Below are 22,692 nucleotides of genomic sequence, written 5' to 3' on the forward strand. Positions count from 1 at the left end.
CGCCGTCCGGAAGAGTGTATTTAAAATCCGCGCCGCCGGCGTTCGGGGCCGTCCAGGCGATCCTTATCGTCGCGTCGCTCCCGGCGATCGCGAAGCTGCGGCATGCCGTTATCGACGATCAGTGGGCAGGGGCCGGGCCGCAGCGCCTCGGCGCCCAGGCCGCCCAGCATCAGCAGCAGGGCGGATACCCAGCGCTTCATGGCTGCCGCGGGACGGCTATGGATGCCGCGTTCGAGGGGGGCGCGGCAAGGCAGGGCGCCGGTATGGCGGTGGGCGGTCATCGCGATGCTCCTTGGCGAGGGGGCCGTGCCGGTTCCGGTCGGGAGCGGCACGGGCGTTCCGCTGTGTCCGGTACGCGATCTGGTCGCTCCGGCAGCGTCGATGCCCGCTTTATACCGTCCGCGGACGCGCCGTTTGTGTCGTACTGTATACGCCCCGGCAGGGGATACAAAAGCCCAAGAAAATCCCCGGTTGCCGGCACCGCGGCGATACTTTGGCGCGGTTCAATGCGGGCTCTGGAACCGGAGACCCGACATGGACCTGATCGATCCGCCCATCGCGCTGCTGGCCGGCGTGCTGACCATCGCATCGCCTTGCGTACTGCCGCTGTTGCCGGTGGTGCTGGGCACTTCGGTGGAGCGTTCGGGCCGGCTGCGCCCGCTGTTCATCGTGTCGGGCTTCGTCCTGGCATTCGCCTCGCTGGGTATCCTGCTGGGGCTGCTGTCGCAGTCTTCCGGCCACGTGCAGGAGGCGGTGCGTTCGGCGTCGACCGTGCTGCTGGCGCTGTTCGGGCTGGCCCGCCTCTGGCCGCGCCCTTATGACTGGCTGATGGCGCGGATCAACGGCCCGTTGCAGCGGGTGGCCGCGTTGGGCGGTACGGGCAGAGGTAACGCCGGCGGCTTTCTGCTGGGCGTGTCGCTGGGGGCGGTGTGGACGCCCTGCGCCGGTCCGGTGCTGGCATCCATCCTGGTGTTGGCCGCGCGCGCCCAGGATATCGGGCATTCGAGTGTCCTGCTGCTGCTCTACGCCGTGGGCGCGGGGATTCCCATGCTGGCGATCGCCTACGGCGGCAAGTTCGTCGTGGGACGCGTAGGCCGCATCGCCCGCCATACCACCGGCTTGCAGCGCGCCTTCGGCGTCCTGCTCATCCTGACGGCGGTGGCCATCCATTTCCAATACGACGTCCTGGCCTATGCCTGGATCACGGGCTTGTTCCAATGACGCCTCGCGCGGAGCCGGGATTTTCAAGATTCTCCGAAGATCCATGCGCTGCGCCGCGGGGTACCGGTTTTTCTTTCCGTCTTGAAGGAGACAACATGCTGGCCACATTGAAAAAACTCGCCGCTGCCGCCGTCGTCGCGCTTTGCGCGCTGCCCTTGCCGTCCATGGCGCAAGCCGCGCCGCCGGTCCAGGCGCCCGGATTCACCGGCATCGAAAAGTGGCTGAACAGCCCGCCGCTGGACCTTGCCTCGTTGCGGGGCAAGGTCGTGCTGGTCGATTTCTGGACCTATACCTGCATCAATTGCATCCACACCCTGCCCTACGTGAAAGCATGGCACGAGAAGTACAAGGACTCGGGCCTGGTGGTGGTCGGCGTCCATACGCCCGAGTTTCCCTTCGAACGCTCCACGCGGAATGTCGAGGATGCCATCAAGCGCTTCGGCATTGCGTATCCGGTGGCCCAGGACAACCAGTACGCCACCTGGGATGCCTATCGCAATCGCTACTGGCCCGCGTTCTACCTGATCGACAAGCAGGGCAGGATCGTCTACACGCATTTCGGTGAAGGCCGCTATAAAGAGACGGAAGCCATGATCCAGCAAGCCCTGGCTGAAGCGGGTTGATGTACGCGCCGCGCGGACGGGCGGCGTTATGGCGGTAGGCGTCCCCAAGCGGAGACCAGCGCGCGGACGTCCAGCCATCCGGCCGCGTGTTCGCCCGTCGCGTCCCGCAGGCGCGGTATCTCGCCCAGCAGCGCGGCACCGTGGCGCCGAGCAAGACGCTCGCGCAGCGTGGCGGCGTTTTCCGCCGCCAGGCGCATGCCGGGGTCGATGGTGTTGGCGATCCATCCCGCGATGCGCAGGCCGCATGCCGCGATCGCTTCCGCGGTCAGCAGGGCATGGCTCAGGCAGCCCAGGCGCATGCCGACCACCAGGATGACGGGCAGGTCCAGGGCCTGGGCAAGGTGGCCGGTATCCAGGTCATCGTCCAGCGGCACGCGGAAGCCGCCCACGCCCTCGACGACGGTGATGTCGGCTCGCGCGGCGATGTCGCGGTGGCAACGGACGATGTGGGCGATATCCAATGTGACGCCTTCGCGCGCGGCGACCAGGTGCGGCGCCGCGGGCTCGCGCAGCAGGAACGGCGTGGATAGCGCGCGCGGCACCGGCACGGTTGCGCAAGCAGCCAAGGCCTCGGCGTCCTCGTTGCGCCAGACGCCCCCGGCATCCTGGGCAGCACCGGCCGCGATGGGCTTCATGGCGGCCGTGGACAGGCCGTGCGCGGCGAAGGCGCGCAGCAAGCCGCAACTGGCCAGCGTCTTGCCGATCTCGGTGTCGGTCCCGGCAATGAAGTACGAGTGGCGACGCGCTGGGGTGTCCGGCGCGCAGGCGTGGCGGGGTCTCATCGTGGCGTGGAAAAGAAGTCGTGAGGGTGACTGGTCGCGTTAACGGGCGTCATCGCATGCGTTTCATCGTGACGCAGGACGAATGTCGCGCGGGTAGCTCGCCGCGTGGAAAACGGACGCCATGGCATGCGCCAGGCGCTCGAGGTCGCCGGCTTCGTGGGCCGCCGATAACGAGAGCCGCAGCCGCGCGGTGCCCGCCGGCACGGTCGGCGGCCTGACCGCCGGGATCCAGAAACCGTGGTCGAGCAGGGCGTCGGCCACGGACAGCGCGGTTTCGTTTTCGCCCACAACGATGGGCTGGATGGCCGTGCCGGACAGCGATGCGAGCGGCAGCGCGGCGGCGGACGGCGCGGTCGAGGACGGCTCGGGATGGTCGGTGGCGATGCGTCCGATCATGGTCCGCACGGTGTCGATGCGTTCGCGCAGGCGCGCCCGGCGCGCCCGTCCTTCCGGCCCGCGCATCAGCCCCACGCTGGCGGCCGCGGCATGGGCCAGGGCGGGGGCGGCGGCGGTGGTAAAGATGTAGGTTCGCGCCCGCTGTATCAGCCATTCGATCACGGTGGATTCCGCGACGACGAAGGCGCCCGCCACGCCCGCGGCCTTGCCCAGCGTGCCCATATAGACCAGCAGCGGCGATCGCAATCCCAGCGCCGCGACGGTGCCGGCGCCGTCGTCGCCCTGGACGCCGAAGCCGTGCGCATCGTCCACCACCAGCCATGCCTGGTGCCGTTTCGCCAATGCGGCCAGTTCGGCCAGCGGCGCGATGTCGCCGTCCATGCTGAACACGGCATCGGTCACGATGATCTTCACGCCGCCGCCGCGATCTTCTTCCAGCATCGCGGACAGGGCCGCGGCGTCCGCGTGCGGGTAGACGCGCACCCGTGCACGCGACAGGCGCGCGCCGTCGATCAACGAGGCGTGGTTCAACGCGTCCGAATACAGGGTCGCGCCGCGTTCGCCCAGCGCGGTCAGGATGGCCAGGTTGGCCATATAGCCGGTAGAGAACGACAGCGCGCGCGGGTCGCGCGCGAAACCGCCCGCATACTCGGCCAGGACATCCTCCAGCAGCACGTGCGCGCGGGAATGGCCGCCCAGCAGATGCGATCCCCCGCTGCCCGCGCCGTAGCGGCGCGCGCCCTGCGCGATCGCGTCGATCAGCGCGGGGTGATTCGCCAATCCCAGGTAATCGTTGCTGGCGAAAGCCACCACGTCCCGGCCGTCGATGCGGATGCGCGGCGCGCAGGGGCTATCCGCGATGCGGCGCCGGCGGGTCAGGGCCTGGGATGCGCGTTCCGCCAGGCCGGCCTGCAGTACCTCGAAGGGATCGATCATGGGTGCCCTCCCTGATCGTTCAGTGTTCGCTCCAGCGCTTCGATGGCGGCCGCTGCCAGCAGGGCGATCTCGTCGTCGTCCAGTATGTAGGGCGGCATCAGGTAGACCGTGCGGCCGATGGGGCGCAGCAGCACGCCGGCCGCCAATGCATGGGCGGCGTAGCGCCGCGCGAAGTCGTGCCGCTCCTGGCCATCGACAACGACATCGAAGGCCAGGATGGTGCCGCATCGCCGCAGGTGCCGCACGCGCGGATGCGTGGAAAGCCCGTCCAAAGCGGTCGCCAGGGCATCGAAGCGGGCCTGGTTGGCGCGCAGCACATCGCGCGTGTCGAACAGGTCCAGCGTGGCGAGCGCGGCGCGGCAGGCCAGCGGATTCCCGGTGTAGGAGTGGGAATGCAGGAAGCCGCGCGCCAGATCGTCGTCATAGAAGGCGTCATGGATGGCGTCGCGCGACAACACCACCGACAGCGGCAGGTAGCCGCCGCTGATCCCTTTGGACAGGCACAGCAGGTCGGGCCGTATTCCGGCCTGTTCGTGCGCGAAGAAGGTGCCGGTGCGGCCGAAGCCCACCGCGATTTCGTCGGCGATCAAATGCACGTCGTGCCGATCGCACAATGCGCGCAAGCCGCGCAGGTAAGTGGCGTCGTGCATCGCCATGCCCGCCGCGCACTGCACCAGCGGCTCGACGATGATGGCGGCGATGGATGCGCCGCGCGCCTCGAACAGCGCGGCGACGTCTTCCAGGGCGCGCGCGGCCGCGCCCGTGCCGGGCAGGGCCATGCGCGCGTCCGGCGAGGCCACCCGGTGCGCCTGGCGCAGCAAAGGCCCGTATGCGTCCCGAAACAATGCGACGTCGGTCACGCCCAGCGCGCCCAGGGTTTCGCCGTGATAGCCCTGTTCCACGCAGACGAACTCGCGCTTGGCGGGCCGGCCGGAATTGCGCCAGAAATGGAAACTCATCTTCAAGGAGATCTCCACCGCCGACGCCCCGTCGGACGCGAAGAATGCGTGTCCCAGCTCGCCCGCCGTGCGCGCCGATAGCCGTTCGGCCAGTTCCACCGCCGGCTCGTGCGTGCAGCCGGCCAGCATGGCGTGCTCCAGCTTGCCCAGTTGATCGATCAGCGCGCCATTGATGGCCGGATGCGCGTGGCCGAAAAGGTTCACCCACCATGAACTGATGCCATCCAGATAGCGGCGGCCGTCGGTGTCGTACAACCACGCGCCCTGGGCCCGCGCGATCGGTAGCAGGGGGATGCGCTCGTGGTGCTTCATCTGCGTGCAGGGATGCCAGACGGCGCGCAGGCTGCGCGCCACCGCGTCGCGTACCGGTCCGGCGGCGGCCTTTGCGGGGTTGTTCACGCCGCGCATACGGCGTCTCCGGTACGCATGCCCAGCCGCGCCAGCAGTTTGCGGTCCGCGTCCGCGCGCGGATTCGCCGTCGTCAGCAATACTTCGCCGTAGAAGATCGAGTTGGCGCCGGCCAGGAAGCACAGGGCCTGCGTCGCGTCGTCCATATGCTCGCGCCCCGCCGATAGCCGGACCATCGCGCGCGGCATGACGATGCGCGCTACCGCGACGGTGCGCACGAATTCGAACGGATCCAGCGGTGCGGTGCCGTAGAGCGGCGTGCCCGCCACCTGCATCAGGTTATTGATCGGCACCGACTCCGGATAGGGATCCAGATTGGCCAGTTGCGCGATCAGCCCCGCGCGGGCGCGGCGGTCTTCGCCCATGCCGACGATACCGCCGCAGCACACCTTGATACCGGCCTCGCGCACGCGTCGCAGCGTATCGAGCCGGTCCTGGTAGGTGCGGGTCGTGATGACCTTGCCGTAGAACTCCGGCGATGTGTCCAGGTTGTGGTTGTAGTAGTCGAGCCCGGCATCGGCCAGCTGGCGCGCATGCGCGTCGTCCAGCATGCCCAGCGTCACGCACGTTTCCAGGCCCAAAGCCTTGACCTCGGTAACCATCCGCGCCACCGCCGCCACCTGCCTGGGCTTGGGCGAGCGCCATGCGGCCCCCATGCAGAAGCGGCGCGCCCCGGCGGCCTGCGCGGCGCGGGCCGCGGCAAGCACCTCTTCCAGGGGCATCAAGGGCTGGGCCGCCAGGCCACTGTCATGGCGCGAGGACTGCGAGCAGTAGCCGCAATCCTCCGGACAGCCGCCGGTCTTGATCGACAGCAGGCTGGATAGCTGGATTTCCGTCTCGTCGAAGTGCGCGGCATGCGTCGCCTGTGCGCGCCGCATCAGGGTGGGGAAGGGCAGCGCGTACAGGGCCGCGATGGCGTCGACGGTCCACGCCGCCGGCGACACCCCCTCGCGTGGCGCTTCGCCCGGGGCGACGGGTGAGGGAAGGGTCTGAGTCTGCGGCATGGGGTCTCCGGCGGGCGGGTTGAAAACGGCCGGATCGTAGGAACGCGTCCCTCACCATGCAATGGCCAGAATTCGATGAAATAAACCGCACGTTGCTAACAACCTCGCGAAGTTGCCGGAAGTTAGCGACGAGCGATATTTATCCTGCCGCCTACGCCGGATGGCGCGGGTAGGCCGATTTCTGGTTTCAAAACGTTTCAATGTACGCAGGCCGCAGGCCGCGGGCGCGTCGCTTCCTGGCGCCGCCGCGCTGAATCCGGCGCGGCTGCGGAAATCAGCGGTTGGCCCTGCCCCGCGGCGGTGCATCCGGCGCACCGGTAGGTAAGCGCAAAACTGGCGCGCATATTGCTTTCAGTTTGTGCATGGATATCGCAACGGATGGCCGGGATGTTGAACCTGAATGAATTCACCACCTTCGTGACGATCGCGGAGGCGGGCAGCTTTTCGTCGGGCGCGGAGCGCCTGGGCATATCGCGCCCGCTCGCCACCAAGCACGTCGCCGACCTGGAGCACGCCTTGGGTGTGAAGCTCATGCACCGCAGTACGCGCAAGATCGGCCTGACCGCGGCGGGCAATCTGTTCTTCGAGCGTTGCAAGCGCCTGATGTCCGACGCGCAGCATGCCGTGCGCGAACTGGAGCAATTCCGGTGCGCCCCGGGCGGGCATGTCAAGGTAAGCGCAGCCATCGCGTTCGGACGCCTGCATCTGGTTCCCGTCATCACGCGCTTCCTGGCGCGGTATCCGGACATCACGGTCGAACTCCACCTGACCGACAAGTTCGCGGACCTGATCACCGGTGGCGAAGACGTGGTCATCCGCACCGCGCAGCAGCCCCGCCTGCTGTCCCTGGTCGCGCGGCCGCTGGTCCCATGGCGCTTCGTGCTGTGCGCCGCGCCATCGTATCTGGAGCGCAATCCCGCCCCTCTCGTGCCGCCCGATCTTGCGCGTCACAACTGCATCCTGTATTGCTCCAACGCCCAGGGGGAGTGGACCTTTCGGCATCCCAAGGGCGAAGAAACCGTGCGCGTCAAAGGCAATTTCAAGGCCAATAACGCCGACGGCGTCCTCCAGGCCACGCTGGCCGGCCTGGGCGTGGCGGCCATCACCACCATGGCGGCCGCCGACGAGATCCGCGCCGGCCGGCTGGTCCGGCTGCTGCCCGGCTACGTGCTGCCCGAGGGCGTCATGTATGCGTCCTATCTGCCCAATCCGACCATGGCCAACTGCGTGCAAACCTTCGTGCGTTTCCTCGAGGCCGCTTTCGCGCAGGGGCCTTATTGGGAGCACGATCTGCCCTTCGTCCGCCTCTGACGGTAGCGAAGGGCATAGCGCCAGGCCGTGTCCTCATCCACGATGGGGATGCCCGGGTCCCGCGCCCGGATTAGATAAATCCGTTGAATAGTGAGTTTCCCGGGTCTCATTGTTCTTGGCGCCGTGGGGCCGCAACATGCGCACATCGCCGTCCTTCTGCTGGAGCCCGTCATGGAAGCTTTGTTGTCCCGCCGCACGCCGTCCCGCCCCGCGCCATTGCCGGTGCGGCTTGCCTCGTTCGCCGCGGCGGTGCTAGCCCTGGCCGGCGCTTGCGCCATACCCGCGGCCCGGGCCGCCGACGACTATCCGGCGCGCGCCATCCACATCATCGTGCCGTATTCGGCGGGCGGTTCGTCCGACGCGCCCATGCGCGTCATCGCCCAGCAGATGGCGCAGCAGATGGGCCAGGCCATCGTGATCGAAAACAAACCCGGCCAGGGCGCGATGATCGGCGCCGAATATGTCGCGCGCGCCGCGCCGGACGGCTATACGCTATTGCTGGCCTCCAATCCGCAGGCGATCAGCGCAACCCTGTACAGCCGCTTGAACTTCGATCCGGTCGCCGACTTCGCCCCCATATCGCTGTTCGGCCGCGAGCCGAGCGTACTGGTGGTAAACCCCAAGATGCCCGTGCGCAGCGTCGCCGAATTTATCGAATACGTGAAGGCGCGCCCCGGCAAGATCGACTATGCGTCGTCCGGCAACGGCAGCGCCCAGCATCTGTTCACCGCCATGTTCCTGTCGGCGGCGGGGCTGCAGATGATGCACATTCCCTATCGCGGCAGCGCGCAGGCCGTGACCGACGTGGTGGCCGGCCAGGTCCCCGTCGCCATGCCGGGCCTGGCCGCGATGATGCCGCACATCCGCGAAAAGCGCCTGATTCCGTTGGCGGTCACAGGCGACCGGCGTTCGCCCTTGCTGCCGGATGTGCCCACCCTGGCGGAATCGGGTTTCCCGGGGTTTTCGGCCTATGTGTGGTCCGGGCTGGTGGCGCCGAAGGGAACGTCGCCGGCCATTATCGAGCGCCTGAATCGCGAGCTGAAGAAAGCGATGGCGTCGGATGCGGTCAAGACCTACATGGATAATGCGTCGGTCGAAATCGTCACGGATACGCCCGCCGAATTCCAGGCATTTTTCCAGCAGGAAAAGCAGCGCGCCGCGCAGGCGATCAAGGATGCCGGCCTGAAAATAGATTGATATGGAGACAGCATGACGTTCCAACGCTACGGCGTTCGCCGCTACGGCAACGGCGACATTATCCACGTGCCGTTCGTGCGCGCCGGCAATTGGGTCTTCGGCACCGGTCTGCGCGCCGTTCTTCCCAATGGCCTCGCCGACCCCGCCGTCCTGCGCGCCGACCACCCGCTGGGCCGGCCGCCCCAGGCACAGCGCGAAGCGCAAGCCATCTTCGACGCCATGCGCCTGCACCTGCAGGAAGCGGGAAGCGGCATGGACCGCGTGGCGCGCCTGGATCAGTACTATCCCGATGCCAGCCATGTCGATCCCTATCACGTCGCGCGCAAGCAGGCCTTGGCGGGGCAGGTCGCGCCCAGCACCTCGGTCATCGTCGATGGCTTGCTGAACCTGGACGTGTCCATGGACGTGCAGGTCATGGCGGCCACGGCCGCCAGCGGCTACGCCGCGCAAGTCGCCGGCACCGGTCAACTGAACGTGCCGCGGACCTCCGGCTACGCGCCATGCCTGCGCATGGGCGACATGATTTTCGTCGCCGGCCAACTGGCCCGCGATGGCAGCGGGAACATCGCGGCAGAAGCCCGGGTGCCGGACGGCCAGATGTGGAACGGCACGAGGATCAAGCTGGAAACCGACTACCTGGTGGGCAAGCGCCTGGTGCCGGCGCTGGAGGCATCGGGCAGCCGGCTGGACCTTGTGCTCAAGGCCCAGGTCTATCTCAGCCATGACGAGGACCTGGCCGCCTTCTGGCAATCCTGGTCCCGTGCCTTCGACGGGCGCGTGCCGCCCACCACCGTCGTGCCGGTACGTCATCCGGCCTTCGGTACCCGCGATGCGACGATCGAGATCAACCTGGTGGCCGCGCATGCCTCCGCGGCCGGCCGCGTCCGCGATATCGACTGCGATGTTTCCCTGATCGCGCCAGACATGCTGCCGGCCCGCGTGTTCGATGGCGTGCTGTTCGTCGCCGGCCTGATGGCTGTCGAGGACGGTGGCCTTTGCCCAGGCGCGCGCCCGCAACCCGGCGCGCCTTACTATGGCGACCCCGTCCACGCGCAGGCGGCCGATATCCTGGAAAAGGCCCAGGTCATCTTCGCCGCCGCCGGCACCGACCTGGGCCGCGTCGTCCGGGCCCTGCATTTCCACACCGACCTGAAGGACTTCCGCCGAAGCTACATGGCCTGGGACCCGTCCTTGCGGCGCGCCGGCCTGCCTTTCAGCGCCATGCAGGTGGCCGACCGCTTATTCCTGCCCGGCGCGGCGGTCATCATGGATCTGTGGGGGTATGTGCCCTGATGGCGCAGGCCACTTGCAGGCATCTTGCCGGTGCCACGCGATTGCCGTCCAGTGCCCTATGATGCATCCCGGACGGACGGGCGCCGCGTGGCAGCCTTCTCCCGGCCGCATTGCAAATTCCTGGAGACTTCATCGTGCTGTATGCCATACACCTGCTCGACAAGCCCGGCGTCGCCGACATCCGTACCCGGGTACGTCCCGAACACCGCGCGTATCTGGCCACCAAGGCGGACCACATGGCCTTCGCCGGCCCATTATTGGCGGACGACGGCCAAACCATGATCGGCAGCCTGCTGGTCATCGATTTCCCCTCCCGGCAGGCGGCGGAGGAATGGTTGAAAGACGAGCCGTTCACGCGGCACGGCGTGTACGGCTCCACGGCGATCCACGCCTTCGCCAACCTGTGGCCGCAGAAAGTGGGCTTTCCGGCGGCCTGATGCCGGGCCGGGCCGACATTGACCGGCCCGTCGTCGGCCCGCCGCGTTGCCGCCCCAGGGCGTTGTCGATCTGGCCGAGACACCGCGTACCGAGCTGTCACGCATCGGCTACGTCGCGGGGCGCGCTTAAGCGTTTGAGATAACACGCGCAATCAACGTCGAGCGCAACGATGACTTGGTGTTGGGTGTCGCCCCCCGGCTGGCTGGGCACAATCCGGCGCACTGATCGGCGGGAGTTTGGTGGGCCTGGGACTATGCTGCCAGTTTTAAGGCATCCAAAGATGCGTCCATGTTGGCAGGCAGAAAAGCAAAAAGCCCTGATCGCTCAGGGCTTTTCAGCGTGATCGTTGTCCTGGACATATCGTCGGCAACGTTCTGGAATTCTGGCGGAGCGGACGGGGCTCGAACCCGCGACCCCTGGCGTGACAGGCCGGTATTGCGGTCGTCGCACGCCCTTGCAGGGCGCGCTTCTCCAACCAACTTAACTACGTTGCGGGTGGTTTGGGCATTCTTTGAGCACAATCAGGCGGCGATTGGGTTTGGAGAATCCCGTGGCGACCATCAGCAAGCATCGGAATAAATGGAAGTGCCAAGTACGGCGGGAAGGGGTTTCCGCCCAGAAGTAAGATCGTTGAGAGCGGGGCCGAGGCGGAGGCCTGGGGGCTACAGACGGAGGCCGAGATAGTCCGCAGCAGCCTTTCCACAGTGCCAACAACGTCCGTCGCGTTGCGCCCCAGGCGGTCCAGCTTCGTGACCACCAACGTATCCCCATCCTCAAGCTTGCCCATCAGCTTGGCGAAGATTGGGCACTCAGCGGCGAGCACGCGGCCGGAAATGGTTTCGATGACGACCCGCTGCGGCTTATGGCCAAGCCGGCGTTCTCAACCTCCTTGACTTGATTGTCAGTGGTGGCCTTCGGCGGACACGCGGGCGACAGAAAGGTGCGGCTAGTAATGTCGAATACTTGTTCCGAAATGGATGATCCGAATTATCAATGTTCCGAATGGTGGCCAAGGATTTTCGTGACAACAGATCGGCCTTGCCCGGGCTGCTCTGTATACGATCGATTTCGGAGCACTACCGACGTGACCATTGTTGGATTACAGTGCAGAGCAAATCATTAACGGAGCGTTATATGGCGTTCTCATGGCGTTGCCCGTATTGCCACCATCATTCGATCATCACTGAAGATAACTCGACCGGCGGTGAGACATTCTTTAATAAAGGCAATAAGGACGGGCCGCTAGCAGTCCTTACTCACGTCATTGTGTGCCCTAACAGGGAATGCAAAGAATATGCCATCAAAGTGGAACTAGTCCGAGTCACCACCGACAAGGAGCGACGATACGGAAAGACGCTCGATACGTGGCATCTTCGCCCCGGATCTCGGGTAAAACCACTACCAGACTACATCCCAATCGCCATTGCACAGGACTACGCCGAGGCGTGTGCAATCTGCGATCTAAGTCCCAAGGCGTCTGCAACGCTTTCTAGACGATGCTTGCAAGGGATGATCCGGGATTTTTTCAAGCTGCCACACCTCAGAAATCTCGCTGCTGAAATTCAAGCGATCCGGGAGCAAGTAGCTGAAGACACGTGGGAATCAATTGAAGCCGTCAGGACTATTGGCAACATTGGCGCGCACATGGAACGAGAGATAGACGTGATTGTCGATGTTGAGCCGGACGAGGCGGGGTTGCTGATCGGCCTAATAGAGTCCTTGATAGAAGACTGGTACGTGGCCCGGCATAACCGACAGGTGCGCAACGCGCAAATCAAAGCCACGGCCGCCGAAAAGCAAGCGGCTCGACGTGTAACGCCTGGAGGCTAGGGGCACCAACTCCGACCACAGAACGCGAGGGGCCTACGGGGGGAAACTGGCTGGCGCGCGAGTGGCGCTACCCCCGCGGAAAATCGCATCGGAATTCGGCCCCAGACTAGTCCCGCCAACTAATCTGATGGGGTCGAATAGGCAAGGCGCGGAGTATTTCGTATAGCGCCTCAGCCTCGGACGACGGCTCCTTGTACACGAACCTCCGCAGTAGATCGGGTACGTTGCCTTTCTTGCCGTCCTGGCTTAGCTGCAACGTAATAATTTCGAACCGTTCTTCCTTCGCGCGCTTCTGCGCTATAGCGTAATCTACCTCGGTCGCTAAGAAGTTCTCATCTACGAAGTTAGGCGTCACGAAGAACACCGCCGCACAAGAGTCGTTGAATCCTTTAAGTATTGTCCGCTCCAGCGGTGCCCCGGCGGTCATCGCATCCTCGTCAAGCCACGGCTCAAAGCCGATTTCTGCGAGTACTTTTTTAAACTCACGGACGAGAGGCTTATCTGCCGTTTTATGGCTCAGGAAAATTTTCATCGGCGTGAGGTTCTTAGCACGCTCATGGTTCTCTAACATCGCGTCGAACTCGCATTTAGCCAGGTTACCGTTGGGCTCGCATAGGAGTACAGCATCCATTGAAGTAAATCCGAAATGCTGGGCGACTCGTCGTCTTACCGCCGCCCGGGATTCGGGGGTGATTTCCTGCACACCAACGACGAAACCTGGAAGTTCTCCATGATCGCTGGTAATCATCATGGCATTGTTGCCAGTATGCTGGAGGCCGAAAAGGCCCCAACCGTTGAATGACGCCCGGTGCAACGTGAAACCAGACAACAGCGGCCAGTGGTGGCCCAGCTCGGGGTATTTTTTTTTCCACCATCGGCCGATAAATCGACCGAAGGGCCCCCTGAAGTTCAAAGTAAAGTTCTGCGTTTTGGTTTGACACAGAAAGCCTCTAGATTCGAGTTGACGCGGGTGTCGGGGTTGCCCGGGCGCTGGAAGGCAGTTCTTAGGCCAGGCGATAGATACTATCAAACGCTACGGAGGTAGTTCCGGCAGGCCGATCACGGGCACAATCCGGGCACACTAATCGGATAGAATTTAGTGGGCTTGGGACTATGCTGCCAGTTCTCAGGCATCCAAAGATGCGCCCATGGTTGGCAAGCAGAAAAGCAAAAAGCCCTGATTTCTCAGGGCTTTCGCGTGACCGCTGTTGTCACAACAACGTTCTGGAATTCTGGCGGAGCGGACGGGGCTCGAACCCGCGACCCCCGGCGTGACAGGCCGGTATTCTAACCAACTGAACTACCGCTCCGCAGCGGTGTATTCGCACAGCATCGCGAGCGACACTGAACCTACAACCTTGCCAGCATTTAAACTGGCGTCCCCTAGGGGATTCGAACCCCTGTACTCACCGTGAAAGGGTGATGTCCTAGGCCTCTAGACGAAGGGGACCTTGAACTGACTACAGCAACTTCGCTTTCGACTGGTGGAGGTAAGCGGGATCGAACCGCTGACCTCTTGCATGCCATGCAAGCGCTCTCCCAGCTGAGCTATACCCCCGTGTACTTCTGGCCGAAACTTCCGACGAAATACGAGGCAAAAATCCTGCAAAATCAGCGCTTGGGGTTACAGCATGACTGTTCGCTGCGACTGTTCTTGCCGGCTTTTTGTCTGTGCCGTTGGCGAAGAAACGAGATTATGCACGACTTTTTTTGGGCGTGCAAGTTGGGCGCATGACTCCCGTGGGCATGGCATATGCCGACGCGGCGAGGCGCCGAATACCGCCCGTCAGGATGGCGGGAATCTGACAAGGAGGCACCGCATGAGTCCCACTTCTTTTCCGGTTCGACGGCTGGGCCGCACCGACATGGACATTACGCGCGTGGGTTTCGGCGCCTGGGCGATCGGCGGCCCGGGCTGGGCGGCCGGATGGGGCGCGCAGGACGACGCCGACTCCATCGCCGCCCTGCGTCACGCGGTGGCGCGCGGCATCAACTGGATCGACACGGCCGCGGTGTACGGCCTGGGCCATTCCGAGGAACTGGTCGGCCAGGCGCTCAAGGGCATGGCGCCCAGCCAGCGTCCCTACGTGTTCACCAAATGCGGGCTGGTGTGGGACAAGGATCACCCCACCGCGCCACCCCGTCGCGTCGGGGCGGCGCGCAGCCTGCGGACCGAGCTGGAAGCATCCCTCAGGCGCCTGGGCGTGGAGCGCATCGACCTGTACCAGATGCATTGGCCGGCCAACGACGGCGCGACGGTGGCCGAGTACTGGCAGACGTTGCTGGATCTGAAGGCGGAGGGCAAGGTGCGTGCCGTGGGCCTGTCCAATCACAATGCGGCCCAACTGGAGGATGCCGAGCGCCTGGGCCACGTGGATACCTTGCAGCCCCCTTTTTCGGCCATCCGCCGCGATGCGGCCGCCGATTTGCTGCCGTGGTGCGTGGACCACGGGACGGGTGTCATCGTCTATAGCCCGATGCAGTCGGGATTGCTCAGTGGCGGCTTCAGCGAGGACCGCGCCGCCGCGCTGCCCGCCGACGACTGGCGTTCGCGCAACCCGGAGTTCACCGGCGAAAACCTGCGCCGCAATCTAGAACTGGCGGACGTCCTGCGGCGTGTCGCGGCGCGGCACGGCAGCACCGTCGCCGCCACGGCCATCGCATGGACGCTGGCCTGGCCCGGCGTCACCGGGGCCATCGTGGGCGCGCGGTCGGCAGGGCAGGTCGACGGCTGGGTCGGTGCCGCGACCCTGGAGCTGGACGACGACGATATGGCGGAGATCGCCGCCTTCATCGAAACCAGCGGCGTCGGGACCGGGCCTTCGTCGCCGCGGCGGCAGGCGGGCGCCGACTTGCCGCTGCGCGAGAAATAAGCCCCCGGCGGACCGATGGCCGCTACGCCGCTACGCCGCTACGCGCCGCCGGGTGGCCAGAAGAATCAATAGTCCCGCCGCCACCAGCCCGATCATGGTGGTATTGCCGGTGCGGACATAAGGCGTGAAGCCGGTCATGCCCTGCACGGTCGTCTGCAGGGCCGTCATCTGCATGGCGGGCGCCTGCGCCAGCACATGGCCGTGGGGGTCGATCGATACGGTCAGTCCGGTGTTGGTGGCCGCCAGCATCGGCCGCGCCGTTTCCAGTGTGCGCATGCGGCCGATCTGCAGGTGCTGCCGCAATGCCCAGGTGTCGCCGAACCATCCCAGGTTGCTGATATTCACCAGGATGGACGCGCCCGGCTCGCCGTTGGCGCCATGCCGTATGGCCGGCAGCAGTTCTTCGCCGAAAAGATCCTCGTAGCAGATGTTCAGGGCCAGTTGTTGCCCGTCGATATCGAAGGGCGGCTGGCGGACGTCGCCCCGGTCGAAATCGCCCAGCGGGATATCGAGCATGCGCACGAACCAATGGAAGCCCGGCGGCACGAATTCGCCCCAGGGCACCAGATGCTGCTTGTCGTAGCGCATGGCCAGCTCGCCGGTGCGCAGGGCTTCCACCGATGTGTTTCCGTCGAAGGCGACCGCGCTGTTGGTGTAGCGGTCGCGGCCGTCGACCACGCGATGCAGCGGCACGCCCATGACGATGGTGGCCTTGCGTTCCTCGGCGATGCGGCGCCACAGGTCCCAGGCGCGCGGGTCGAGCTGGTCCTGGAAGACCGGCAGGACGGTTTCGGGCAGGATGATGAGCTGCGGCGCCGGGGTGCCGGCCGGGGGCGGCATCGACGCCTGGTTCATGTGCTGCAGCAGGCCTTTTTCCATCAGGCCGGCATCGAACTTCTGCGACTGTTCGATATTGCCCTGGACCAGCCGTACCTCCAGCGGCGAGCCGTGCGGCCGGGACCATTCCACCCGCGACAGGCCCCAGCCGGCCAGTGCGGTGACGATGGCCAGCGCGGCGGCCATGCCGTCGCGCGGATCGCGCGGCACGTCGGCCGGCCGCCACAGCGCGGCCAATGCCGCGGCCGCGAAGGCCGCCAGCCAGGCGATGCCGTAGACGCCGACCACCGGCGCCCAGCCGGCGTAGGGGCTATCGACGTGCGCGTAGCCGATATTCAGCCACGGAAAGCCTGTCCACAACGTGCCGCGCACCCATTCCAGCGCCGTGAACCCGCAGGCGAAGGCCAGGGCGGCGCGCAGCCGGCGACCCGGCGTGGCGTTGGCCGCGAGCGGCGCCAGCCAGCGTGCCAGGACGCCCCCCGCGGCGGGAAACAGCGCGATGAATCCCGACAGCGCCAGCACGCCGGCGGCCGCCAGCGGCGACGACAGCCCGCCGTAGTCGTGCATGCTGACGTACAGCCAGTAGAGGCCCAGGGCATAACAGGCGAAGTGAAAGATCCAGCCGTCCCGCAGGGCCTGGCGCAATGTCGGCGCGGCCAGCTGGCGGCGCGCCAGGATGGCCAGCATCAGGACCTGTACCAGCGCCAGCGCGCCGTCGGGCAGGGGGCCGGGGGCAAACGTCAGGGCCTGGATGGCGCCGGCCGCGGCCACGCAGGCCATACCCAGCACCCGCGGGTGGCGCGTCGTCGAAGTCGTCATTCTGCGTCGGGGGAAGGCGTCGTGGGGGCGGTGGAAGGCAGTCGCTTGACGCGCAGCCACAAGGCGCGCCTGGCGTCGGCGCGCACGACTTCGAAGCGCAGGCCGTGCCGTTCCGCGACGTCGCCGCGGCGCGGGATGCGCCCGAGTTCGCCGCCCAGCCAGCCGCCGATACTGTCGTATTCGTCGTGCGGCAAGGCCAGGCCGAAGGCGTCGTTGAATTTGTCGATATCGGTGGCGGCCTGGACGCGCCACTGGTTCTCGCCTTCGGGGAAGATGGTGGCTTCGTCGTCCTCGTCGAATTCGTCTTCGATATCGCCGACGATTTCCTCAAGCACATCTTCCATGCTGACCAGGCCGGCGATGCCGCCGTATTCATCGATCACGATGGCCAGATGGTTGCGGCTTTCGCGGAAATCCCGCAGCAGCACGTTCAGCCGCTTGGATTCCGGGACGAATACCGCCGGACGGACCAGCGAGCGCAATTCGATGTCCGGCTCCAGCATGCAACGCAGCAGGTCCTTGGCGAGCAGGATGCCGACGATATTGTCGCGATCGCCTTCGAATACCGGAAAGCGCGAATGCGCCGTGTCGATGATGATCGACAGCAGGTAGGGCAGCGGCTGGGAGATATCCAGCAGGTCCATGCGGGGCCGCGGCACCATGATGTCGCCGACGGTGCGCTCCGAGACGGCTAGCGCGCCCTTGATCATGGCGTAGGACTCGCTGTCCAGCAGCTGGCGTTCGTGGGCGGCCTCGAGTATGGCCTTGATGCCTTCCCGGTCCTCGGGTTCGCGTCGAACCAGGGACAGCAGGCGGTCTAGCAGGGATTTGTTGGCGGGCTTGGCCTGACGCGGGTGATCCGCGTCGTTCGCAGGGTAAGGGTCGGGCATCGTCCAGAGGACAAGTTACAAAAAAACCAGCATAACCGATGTTGTGCGGCACTTTTGTAACGCCACGGGCGGGATTACCCCCACGCCGGCGCGCTTTAACGCGGCGCGTAGGGGTCGGCGATGCCCATGTCCGCCAATACGCGAGTCTCCAGCCCTTCCATGCGGCGGGCATCGCGCTCGCGGATATGGTCGTAGCCGAGGGCGTGCAGGGTGCCGTGGACGGTCAGATGGGCGGCATGCGCCAGGGGCGTCTTGCGCTGTTCGCGCGCCTCGCGGCGCAGCACGGGCAGGCACAGGACGATGTCGCCCCGGGCGACATCGTCGGGACCGACGCCGTATTCGAAAGTCAGCACATTGGTGGCGTAATCCCGGCCACGGAAATCCCGGTTAAGGCGGCGGCCTTCGGCCAGGCCGACGATACGCATGCTGATCTCCATGCCCTGGAACGCCACCAGCCCGTCATCGCGCGCGCCGTCCAGCGCCCGGGCGATCCAGCGCCGCAACCGCCAGCGAGGCAGGGCCGGCGCCTCGACGGCGTACTGGACGGACAGCGACAGCGAGACGGCCGCCGGCGGCCGCCCTGCCTTGGCAACGGCGTGTGGCGGCTTCCGGCCGGCGCGTCCTGCCTCGATGGTCCGTCGCGCGGCGTCGCCGGACCCCAGGCCGCGCGTGCGCGCGGCCGATGCTTCAGTCTTCATCGGCCGCCGCTTGCTCGTAGGCGTCGACGATGCGGGCGACCAGCGGGTGGCGCACCACATCGCGGCTGGTGAAGCGCGTCGTCGCGATGCCCTGCACGTCCTGCAGCACGCCCACCGCATGCGCCAGGCCGCTTTGCTGGCCGCGCGGCAGGTCCACCTGAGAAGGATCGCCCGTGATGACTGCCTTGCTGCCGAAGCCGATCCGGGTCAGGAACATCTTCATCTGTTCCGGCGTGGTGTTCTGCGCTTCGTCCAGGATGACGAAGGCGTGGTTCAGCGTGCGGCCGCGCATATAGGCCAGCGGCGCGATCTCGATGGTCTGCTTCTCGAAGAGGCGCTGCACCCTTTCGAAGCCCATCAGGTCATACAGCGCGTCGTACAGCGGGCGCAGATAGGGGTCGACCTTCTGCGCCAGGTCGCCGGGCAGGAAGCCGAGGCGTTCGCCGGCTTCCACGGCGGGCCGCGTCAGCACCAGGCGCTGTACCGTGTCGCGCTCCATCGCGTCGATGGCGCAGGCGACGGCCAGCCATGTCTTGCCCGTGCCGGCCGGGCCGATGCCGAACGTGATGTCGTGCTTGAGGATGTTTTCCAGGTAATCGCGCTGGCGCGGCGTGCGCGGGCGCAGGTCCGAGCGGCGTGTGCGCAGGAAAATGCCTTCGCCGTAGTCGTCCATCGCCGGCAGGGTGGGGGGCTTGAGCGCCGGCTTGCCGCCATGCGCGCCGCTCTCGCGTCCGACGCCGATTTCGACCAATCCCAGCTGGATGTCGTCCACCGACAGCGGCTTGCGCGCGGCCTGTTCATCGAAGCGGCGCAGCGCCTGGGCGGCCAGTTCGGCCTGTTCGCCCTCCAGTGTGATGCGGCTGCCGCGGCGCGACAGCTTGACCCCCAGCCCGTCGGCGAGCTGGCGCAGGTTTTCGTCCAGCGGGCCGCACAGGTTCGCCAACTGGGCGTTGTCGCCGCCGATCTGCACCGTGACGCCGGCCTGCTTGCGCGGTGTCCGCGCGCGCGCGCCCGTCATGCGGCCTCCGGCGCAGGGGATTCCGCCAGGGCGACCCGTGCGCGCAGGGAATTCGGATAGGCCTCGGTGATGACTACGTCGATCATGTGGCCGACCAGCCGCGGCGGTGCCGCGAAATTGACGATGCGGTTGTTTTCGGTGCGGCCCATCAGTTCGTTCGGGTCGCGCCGCGAGGGGCCTTCGACCAGCACGCGCTGCGTGGTACCCACCATGGCCGCGCTGATGGCCGCCGCCTGCTCGGCGATGCGGGCCTGCAGCCGTTGCAGGCGCTGCAGCTTGAGCGTCTGCGGCGTGTCGTCGGCCAGGTCGGCCGCCGGCGTGCCCGGGCGGCGCGAATACACGAACGAGAAAGAGGTGTCGAAGCCGACGTCGTCGATCAGCTTCATGGTTTTCTCGAAATCTTCTTCCGTCTCGCCGGGAAAGCCGACGATGAAGTCGGACGACAGCGTCAGGCCCGGGCGGGCTTCGCGCAGGCGACGGACGATGGACTTGAATTCCAGGGTCGTATAGCCGCGCTTCATCGCCGCCAGCACGCGATCGCTGCCGGCCTGCACTGGCAGATGCAGGAAAGACACCAGCTTGGGCAGGCGCGCATAGGCCTGGATCAGGCGCGGCGTCATTTCCTTCGGATGCGAGGTGGTGTACCGGATGCGCTCGATGCCGGGAATGTCGTGCACGTATTCCAGCAGCATGGCGAAATCGGCGATTTCGTCGCCGTCGCCCAGGCGGCCGCGATAGGCATTGACGTTCTGCCCGAGCAGCGTGACTTCCTTCACGCCCTGGTCGGCCAGGTCGGCGACTTCCATGAGGATGTCATCGAAAGGCCGGGACACTTCGTCGCCGCGGGTGTAGGGCACCACGCAGAAGCTGCAGTATTTGCTGCAGCCTTCCATGATGGACACGAAGGCCGTCGCGCCGTCGACGCGCGGCGGCGGCAGGGCGTCGAACTTTTCGATGCTGGGGAAGCTGATATCGACCTGGGCGCGGCCCTCGGACTGGCGCTGGCGGATCAGTTCCGGCAGGCGGTGCAGGGTCTGCGGTCCGAATACCACGTCCACATAGGGCGCGCGCTTGACGATGGCCTCGCCTTCCTGGCTGGCCACGCAACCGCCCACGCCGATGACCAGTCCCGGCTTGGTTTTCTTCAGTTGCTGCACGCGTCCCAGGTCGGAGAAGACTTTCTCCTGCGCTTTCTCGCGCACGGAACAGGTATTGAAGAGAATGATGTCCGCGTCTTCCGGCTTGTCGGTCAATTCCACGCCCTGCGATTCGCGCAGCACGTCGGCCATCTTGTCGGAGTCGTACTCGTTCATCTGGCAACCGAAGGTGCGGATGAACAGTTTGCGGGGGGAGCCGGGCGCGGACGCGTCGGCGGGCGCGGCGTCGCGCGCGAGTATGGTTTCTTGCATGTCGGAGGCCGTGACGGGTGTAGATCCCGGGGGCGTGGGAGGAAAAACAGAATTTTACCCCGGATGCCATCCTGTCTTGGTATCGTCTCGGTCCGGCGGGCCATCGGGCCGGAAACGCGGCCGGTCCGCACGGGGCGGCAGCCGCGCACTTACAGAGGACAAACCATGTTCCAGAATTCAGGCGTGCGCGACGACGCGCCCGCCGACCGCCGCGCGCGCCGGGTGGCGGTCGGGATCTTCGCGCTGCTGCTGCTCGGCCTGTCGGCGTTATTCGTGGACCTGCCGCTCGCCCAATGGTTGCACGCCAACGTTTCCCCCGGCGTGGATCATGTCTTCGAATGGATAGGCGAAGCCGGCGACAGCGGCAACTACGCCTGGGCGGTCCTGATCGTCTATATCGCCGCGCTGGCCGCCTTGCGCCGCGGGCGCGACGGCGCCTGGATCGGCGGCTACGAACGCGTGGTGCGGGGCGCGCTGCTGCTGATGGCCGCGTGGATCGCCGGCGGGATCGTTACGGGCCTGCTCAAGCAGGTGGTGGCACGCGCGCGTCCGGAACTGTTTTTCGAGCAGGGGATCTACGGGCTGGGACATCCTTTCCAGGGCAAGCCGTTCAATTCCTTTCCGTCCAGCCACGCATTGACCGCCTTCGTGCTGGCCGCGGCGATCGCGGTGGTGGCGCCGCGCTGGCGCTGGGCGGTCTATACCCTGGCCGTGCTGGCGGCCGTCAGCCGCTTGGTCAACCTGGACCATTTCGCGTCGGACGTGGCGGCGTCCGCATTGATCGCCATGACGGCGGTGCATGGGCTCAAGCGGTGGTTCCTGGACCCGGCCTATCGCTGGCCGATGCGTGTGCCCTGGCGGTGGTTCGCCCGCGTAGCGAAGCGCTAAGCCTTCAGCCGCCGTCCCGTTCCAGCTTTTTCCTGACGCGCCGGGTCAGGTCCAGCAGGGGGTCGTCGGACGGATACAGCTCGTGCCTGCCCACGATGGGGAAGCTGTGGCCTTTCCAGAAGGTGCGTGGGTCGAAGCGGAACTTGGCGATCAGGCGCCGCCCGAAATCCATTTCATGGTGCAGATAGAGCGCCTTCTGGCCGATCCCGGCGATTTCCGGATATTCCCCCAGCAGATAGCCTTCCTGCAAATGCGGCCGCGCCGCGGAGGGTGGGCATACGCTGGACAATCGTATCGTCTGCAACCCCGCTTCCGCGCTGACGGTGATCCCGCCGCTCAGGTACGGTACGCCCAGCACGAAGACATAGGCTTCGTCGTCCGCGCCATGGCTGGCGAACGATGCGGCGATGCGCAGGGAGTGGGTCACGTCCAGCAGGGGCGTGGCGCATACCTCGTAATGCTGGAGGATGGCCCAGCGCACGGTGCCATGCCGGCCGATGCGTTCCATGCCCAGCAAACCGGCCGCCAGGTATTCCTCGGCCAGGATTTTCTCGGCGGCGGTCAGGCGCGCGAATCGCTTGCGCAACGTGTCCAGGCTGGGATTCGCGTGGCCCGTTCCGCGTAGCAGGCTGGGTTTCAACGAGGTATAGCCGGAACGGTTGCGATGGTCGCCGGTTTGTCCGCGGAACAGGAGGATATGGTCGCGATTGTGGAATTGCAGCTCCGCCACCCGGGTCGCCAGGTCGGCATACGAAGCGACCTCGTAGGCGGCTGCCTTGCGATAGTCCTGGCGCTGGACCACCGTCGCCCTGGGCGAGCCGCCGGTGAACGACCATAGCTTGTACTGGGTGATCGTCTCCAA

General features: G+C 66.0%; 22 protein-coding genes and 3 tRNA genes. 9 read left to right on the forward strand and 16 right to left on the reverse strand.

Features of this window, described 5'->3' with window-relative positions:
* Nucleotides 1–20: 20 nt before the first annotated feature.
* Nucleotides 21–281, reverse strand: coding sequence for a hypothetical protein (locus tag CAL28_RS04940; protein WP_094840242.1), 261 nt, complete (start codon nt 279–281; stop codon nt 21–23).
* Between the two features lie 253 nt (nt 282–534).
* On the opposite strand from CAL28_RS04940, the gene CAL28_RS04945 reads away from it, so the two are divergent.
* On the forward strand, nt 535–1,221 hold the full coding sequence (locus CAL28_RS04945; protein WP_094840243.1) for a cytochrome c biogenesis CcdA family protein: 687 nt from the start codon (nt 535–537) through the stop codon (nt 1,219–1,221).
* 95 nt (nt 1,222–1,316) lie between these two features.
* The gene (locus tag CAL28_RS04950) at nt 1,317–1,844 is read left to right on the forward strand and encodes a thioredoxin family protein (RefSeq protein WP_094840244.1); all 528 of its coding nucleotides are present in this window, start codon (nt 1,317–1,319) and stop codon (nt 1,842–1,844) included.
* Between the two features lie 26 nt (nt 1,845–1,870).
* On the opposite strand, the gene bioD is transcribed toward CAL28_RS04950, so the two are convergent.
* The 4 genes from bioD to bioB form a co-directional block, all read right to left on the reverse strand.
* Nucleotides 1,871–2,626 (reverse strand): dethiobiotin synthase, encoded by a 756-nt coding sequence (gene bioD / locus CAL28_RS04955; protein ID WP_094840245.1) that lies wholly within the window; start codon nt 2,624–2,626, stop codon nt 1,871–1,873.
* A gap of 63 nt (nt 2,627–2,689) precedes the next feature.
* Entirely contained in the window at nt 2,690–3,955 is a 1,266-nt protein-coding gene (bioF, locus tag CAL28_RS04960) for an 8-amino-7-oxononanoate synthase (protein ID WP_094840647.1), read from the reverse strand.
* Nucleotides 3,955–5,325, reverse strand: a complete 1,371-nt coding sequence (bioA, locus tag CAL28_RS04965) for an adenosylmethionine--8-amino-7-oxononanoate transaminase (protein ID WP_094840246.1) — start codon at nt 5,323–5,325, stop codon at nt 3,955–3,957. The genes bioF and bioA overlap by 1 nt, the downstream gene beginning before the upstream one ends.
* Nucleotides 5,313–6,329, reverse strand: coding sequence for a biotin synthase BioB (bioB, locus tag CAL28_RS04970; protein ID WP_094840247.1), 1,017 nt, complete (start codon nt 6,327–6,329; stop codon nt 5,313–5,315). Before bioB ends, bioA begins: the two co-directional genes overlap by 13 nt.
* A gap of 387 nt (nt 6,330–6,716) precedes the next feature.
* Between bioB and CAL28_RS04975 the strand changes: the two genes are divergently transcribed.
* The 4 genes from CAL28_RS04975 (at nt 6,717) to CAL28_RS04990 (ending at nt 10,567) form a co-directional block, all read left to right on the forward strand.
* Nucleotides 6,717–7,640 (forward strand): LysR substrate-binding domain-containing protein, encoded by a 924-nt coding sequence (locus CAL28_RS04975; protein ID WP_176463877.1) that lies wholly within the window; start codon nt 6,717–6,719, stop codon nt 7,638–7,640.
* Nucleotides 7,641–7,811: 171 nt separating this feature from the next.
* Complete coding sequence (locus tag CAL28_RS04980; RefSeq protein WP_141218141.1) at nt 7,812–8,837, forward strand: Bug family tripartite tricarboxylate transporter substrate binding protein; 1,026 nt, start codon at nt 7,812–7,814, stop codon at nt 8,835–8,837.
* A 12-nt stretch (nt 8,838–8,849) separates the two neighbouring features.
* The gene (locus CAL28_RS04985; RefSeq protein ID WP_094840250.1) at nt 8,850–10,130 is read left to right on the forward strand and encodes a RidA family protein; all 1,281 of its coding nucleotides are present in this window, start codon (nt 8,850–8,852) and stop codon (nt 10,128–10,130) included.
* 134 nt (nt 10,131–10,264) lie between these two features.
* Nucleotides 10,265–10,567, forward strand: coding sequence for a YciI family protein (locus CAL28_RS04990; RefSeq protein WP_094840251.1), 303 nt, complete (start codon nt 10,265–10,267; stop codon nt 10,565–10,567).
* Between the two features lie 485 nt (nt 10,568–11,052).
* Here the strand turns inward: CAL28_RS04990 and CAL28_RS04995 are convergent, their stop codons facing one another.
* Nucleotides 11,053–11,391, reverse strand: a complete 339-nt coding sequence (locus tag CAL28_RS04995) for a recombinase family protein (RefSeq protein WP_254925991.1) — start codon at nt 11,389–11,391, stop codon at nt 11,053–11,055.
* A gap of 311 nt (nt 11,392–11,702) precedes the next feature.
* Here CAL28_RS04995 and CAL28_RS05000 point away from each other — a divergent pair, with 311 nt between their 5' ends.
* The gene (locus tag CAL28_RS05000) at nt 11,703–12,398 is read left to right on the forward strand and encodes a DUF4145 domain-containing protein (RefSeq protein ID WP_094840252.1); all 696 of its coding nucleotides are present in this window, start codon (nt 11,703–11,705) and stop codon (nt 12,396–12,398) included.
* Nucleotides 12,399–12,504: 106 nt separating this feature from the next.
* Here the strand turns inward: CAL28_RS05000 and CAL28_RS05005 are convergent, their stop codons facing one another.
* From CAL28_RS05005 to CAL28_RS05020, 4 genes are all read right to left on the reverse strand, one after another.
* Nucleotides 12,505–13,149 (reverse strand): toll/interleukin-1 receptor domain-containing protein, encoded by a 645-nt coding sequence (locus CAL28_RS05005; protein ID WP_094840253.1) that lies wholly within the window; start codon nt 13,147–13,149, stop codon nt 12,505–12,507.
* A gap of 482 nt (nt 13,150–13,631) precedes the next feature.
* A tRNA-Asp gene (locus CAL28_RS05010) sits at nt 13,632–13,708 on the reverse strand.
* Between the two features lie 64 nt (nt 13,709–13,772).
* Nucleotides 13,773–13,848, reverse strand: a tRNA-Glu gene (locus CAL28_RS05015).
* A 32-nt stretch (nt 13,849–13,880) separates the two neighbouring features.
* Nucleotides 13,881–13,956, reverse strand: a tRNA-Ala gene (locus tag CAL28_RS05020).
* Between the two features lie 307 nt (nt 13,957–14,263).
* Between CAL28_RS05020 and CAL28_RS05025 the strand changes: the two genes are divergently transcribed.
* Nucleotides 14,264–15,271 carry an aldo/keto reductase gene (locus tag CAL28_RS05025; protein WP_094840648.1) on the forward strand — a complete coding sequence of 336 codons (1,008 nt, stop codon included), beginning with the start codon at nt 14,264–14,266 and terminating at the stop codon, nt 15,269–15,271.
* Nucleotides 15,272–15,301: 30 nt separating this feature from the next.
* On the opposite strand, the gene lnt is transcribed toward CAL28_RS05025, so the two are convergent.
* The 5 genes from lnt to miaB all read right to left on the reverse strand — a co-directional run bounded on the left by lnt (nt 15,302) and on the right by miaB (nt 20,942).
* Entirely contained in the window at nt 15,302–16,927 is a 1,626-nt protein-coding gene (lnt, locus tag CAL28_RS05030) for an apolipoprotein N-acyltransferase (protein WP_094840254.1), read from the reverse strand.
* Nucleotides 16,924–17,817, reverse strand: a complete 894-nt coding sequence (locus CAL28_RS05035) for an HlyC/CorC family transporter (RefSeq protein WP_094840255.1) — start codon at nt 17,815–17,817, stop codon at nt 16,924–16,926. The genes lnt and CAL28_RS05035 overlap by 4 nt, the downstream gene beginning before the upstream one ends.
* 95 nt (nt 17,818–17,912) lie before the next feature.
* The gene (gene ybeY / locus CAL28_RS05040; protein WP_254926025.1) at nt 17,913–18,374 is read right to left on the reverse strand and encodes an rRNA maturation RNase YbeY; all 462 of its coding nucleotides are present in this window, start codon (nt 18,372–18,374) and stop codon (nt 17,913–17,915) included.
* Nucleotides 18,375–18,504: 130 nt separating this feature from the next.
* Nucleotides 18,505–19,533 carry a PhoH family protein gene (locus tag CAL28_RS05045; protein ID WP_094840257.1) on the reverse strand — a complete coding sequence of 343 codons (1,029 nt, stop codon included), beginning with the start codon at nt 19,531–19,533 and terminating at the stop codon, nt 18,505–18,507.
* The gene (gene miaB / locus CAL28_RS05050; RefSeq protein ID WP_094840258.1) at nt 19,530–20,942 is read right to left on the reverse strand and encodes a tRNA (N6-isopentenyl adenosine(37)-C2)-methylthiotransferase MiaB; all 1,413 of its coding nucleotides are present in this window, start codon (nt 20,940–20,942) and stop codon (nt 19,530–19,532) included. The genes CAL28_RS05045 and miaB overlap by 4 nt, the downstream gene beginning before the upstream one ends.
* A 165-nt stretch (nt 20,943–21,107) precedes the next feature.
* On the opposite strand from miaB, the gene CAL28_RS05055 reads away from it, so the two are divergent.
* Entirely contained in the window at nt 21,108–21,830 is a 723-nt protein-coding gene (locus tag CAL28_RS05055) for a phosphatase PAP2 family protein (protein ID WP_176463878.1), read from the forward strand.
* Nucleotides 21,831–21,834: 4 nt separating this feature from the next.
* On the opposite strand, the gene CAL28_RS05060 is transcribed toward CAL28_RS05055, so the two are convergent.
* On the reverse strand, nt 21,835–22,692 hold the full coding sequence (locus tag CAL28_RS05060) for an FRG domain-containing protein (protein ID WP_094840260.1): 858 nt from the start codon (nt 22,690–22,692) through the stop codon (nt 21,835–21,837).

It is taken from the genome of Bordetella genomosp. 11 (genome assembly GCF_002261215.1).
Lineage (GTDB): Bacteria > Pseudomonadota > Gammaproteobacteria > Burkholderiales > Burkholderiaceae_B > Bordetella_C.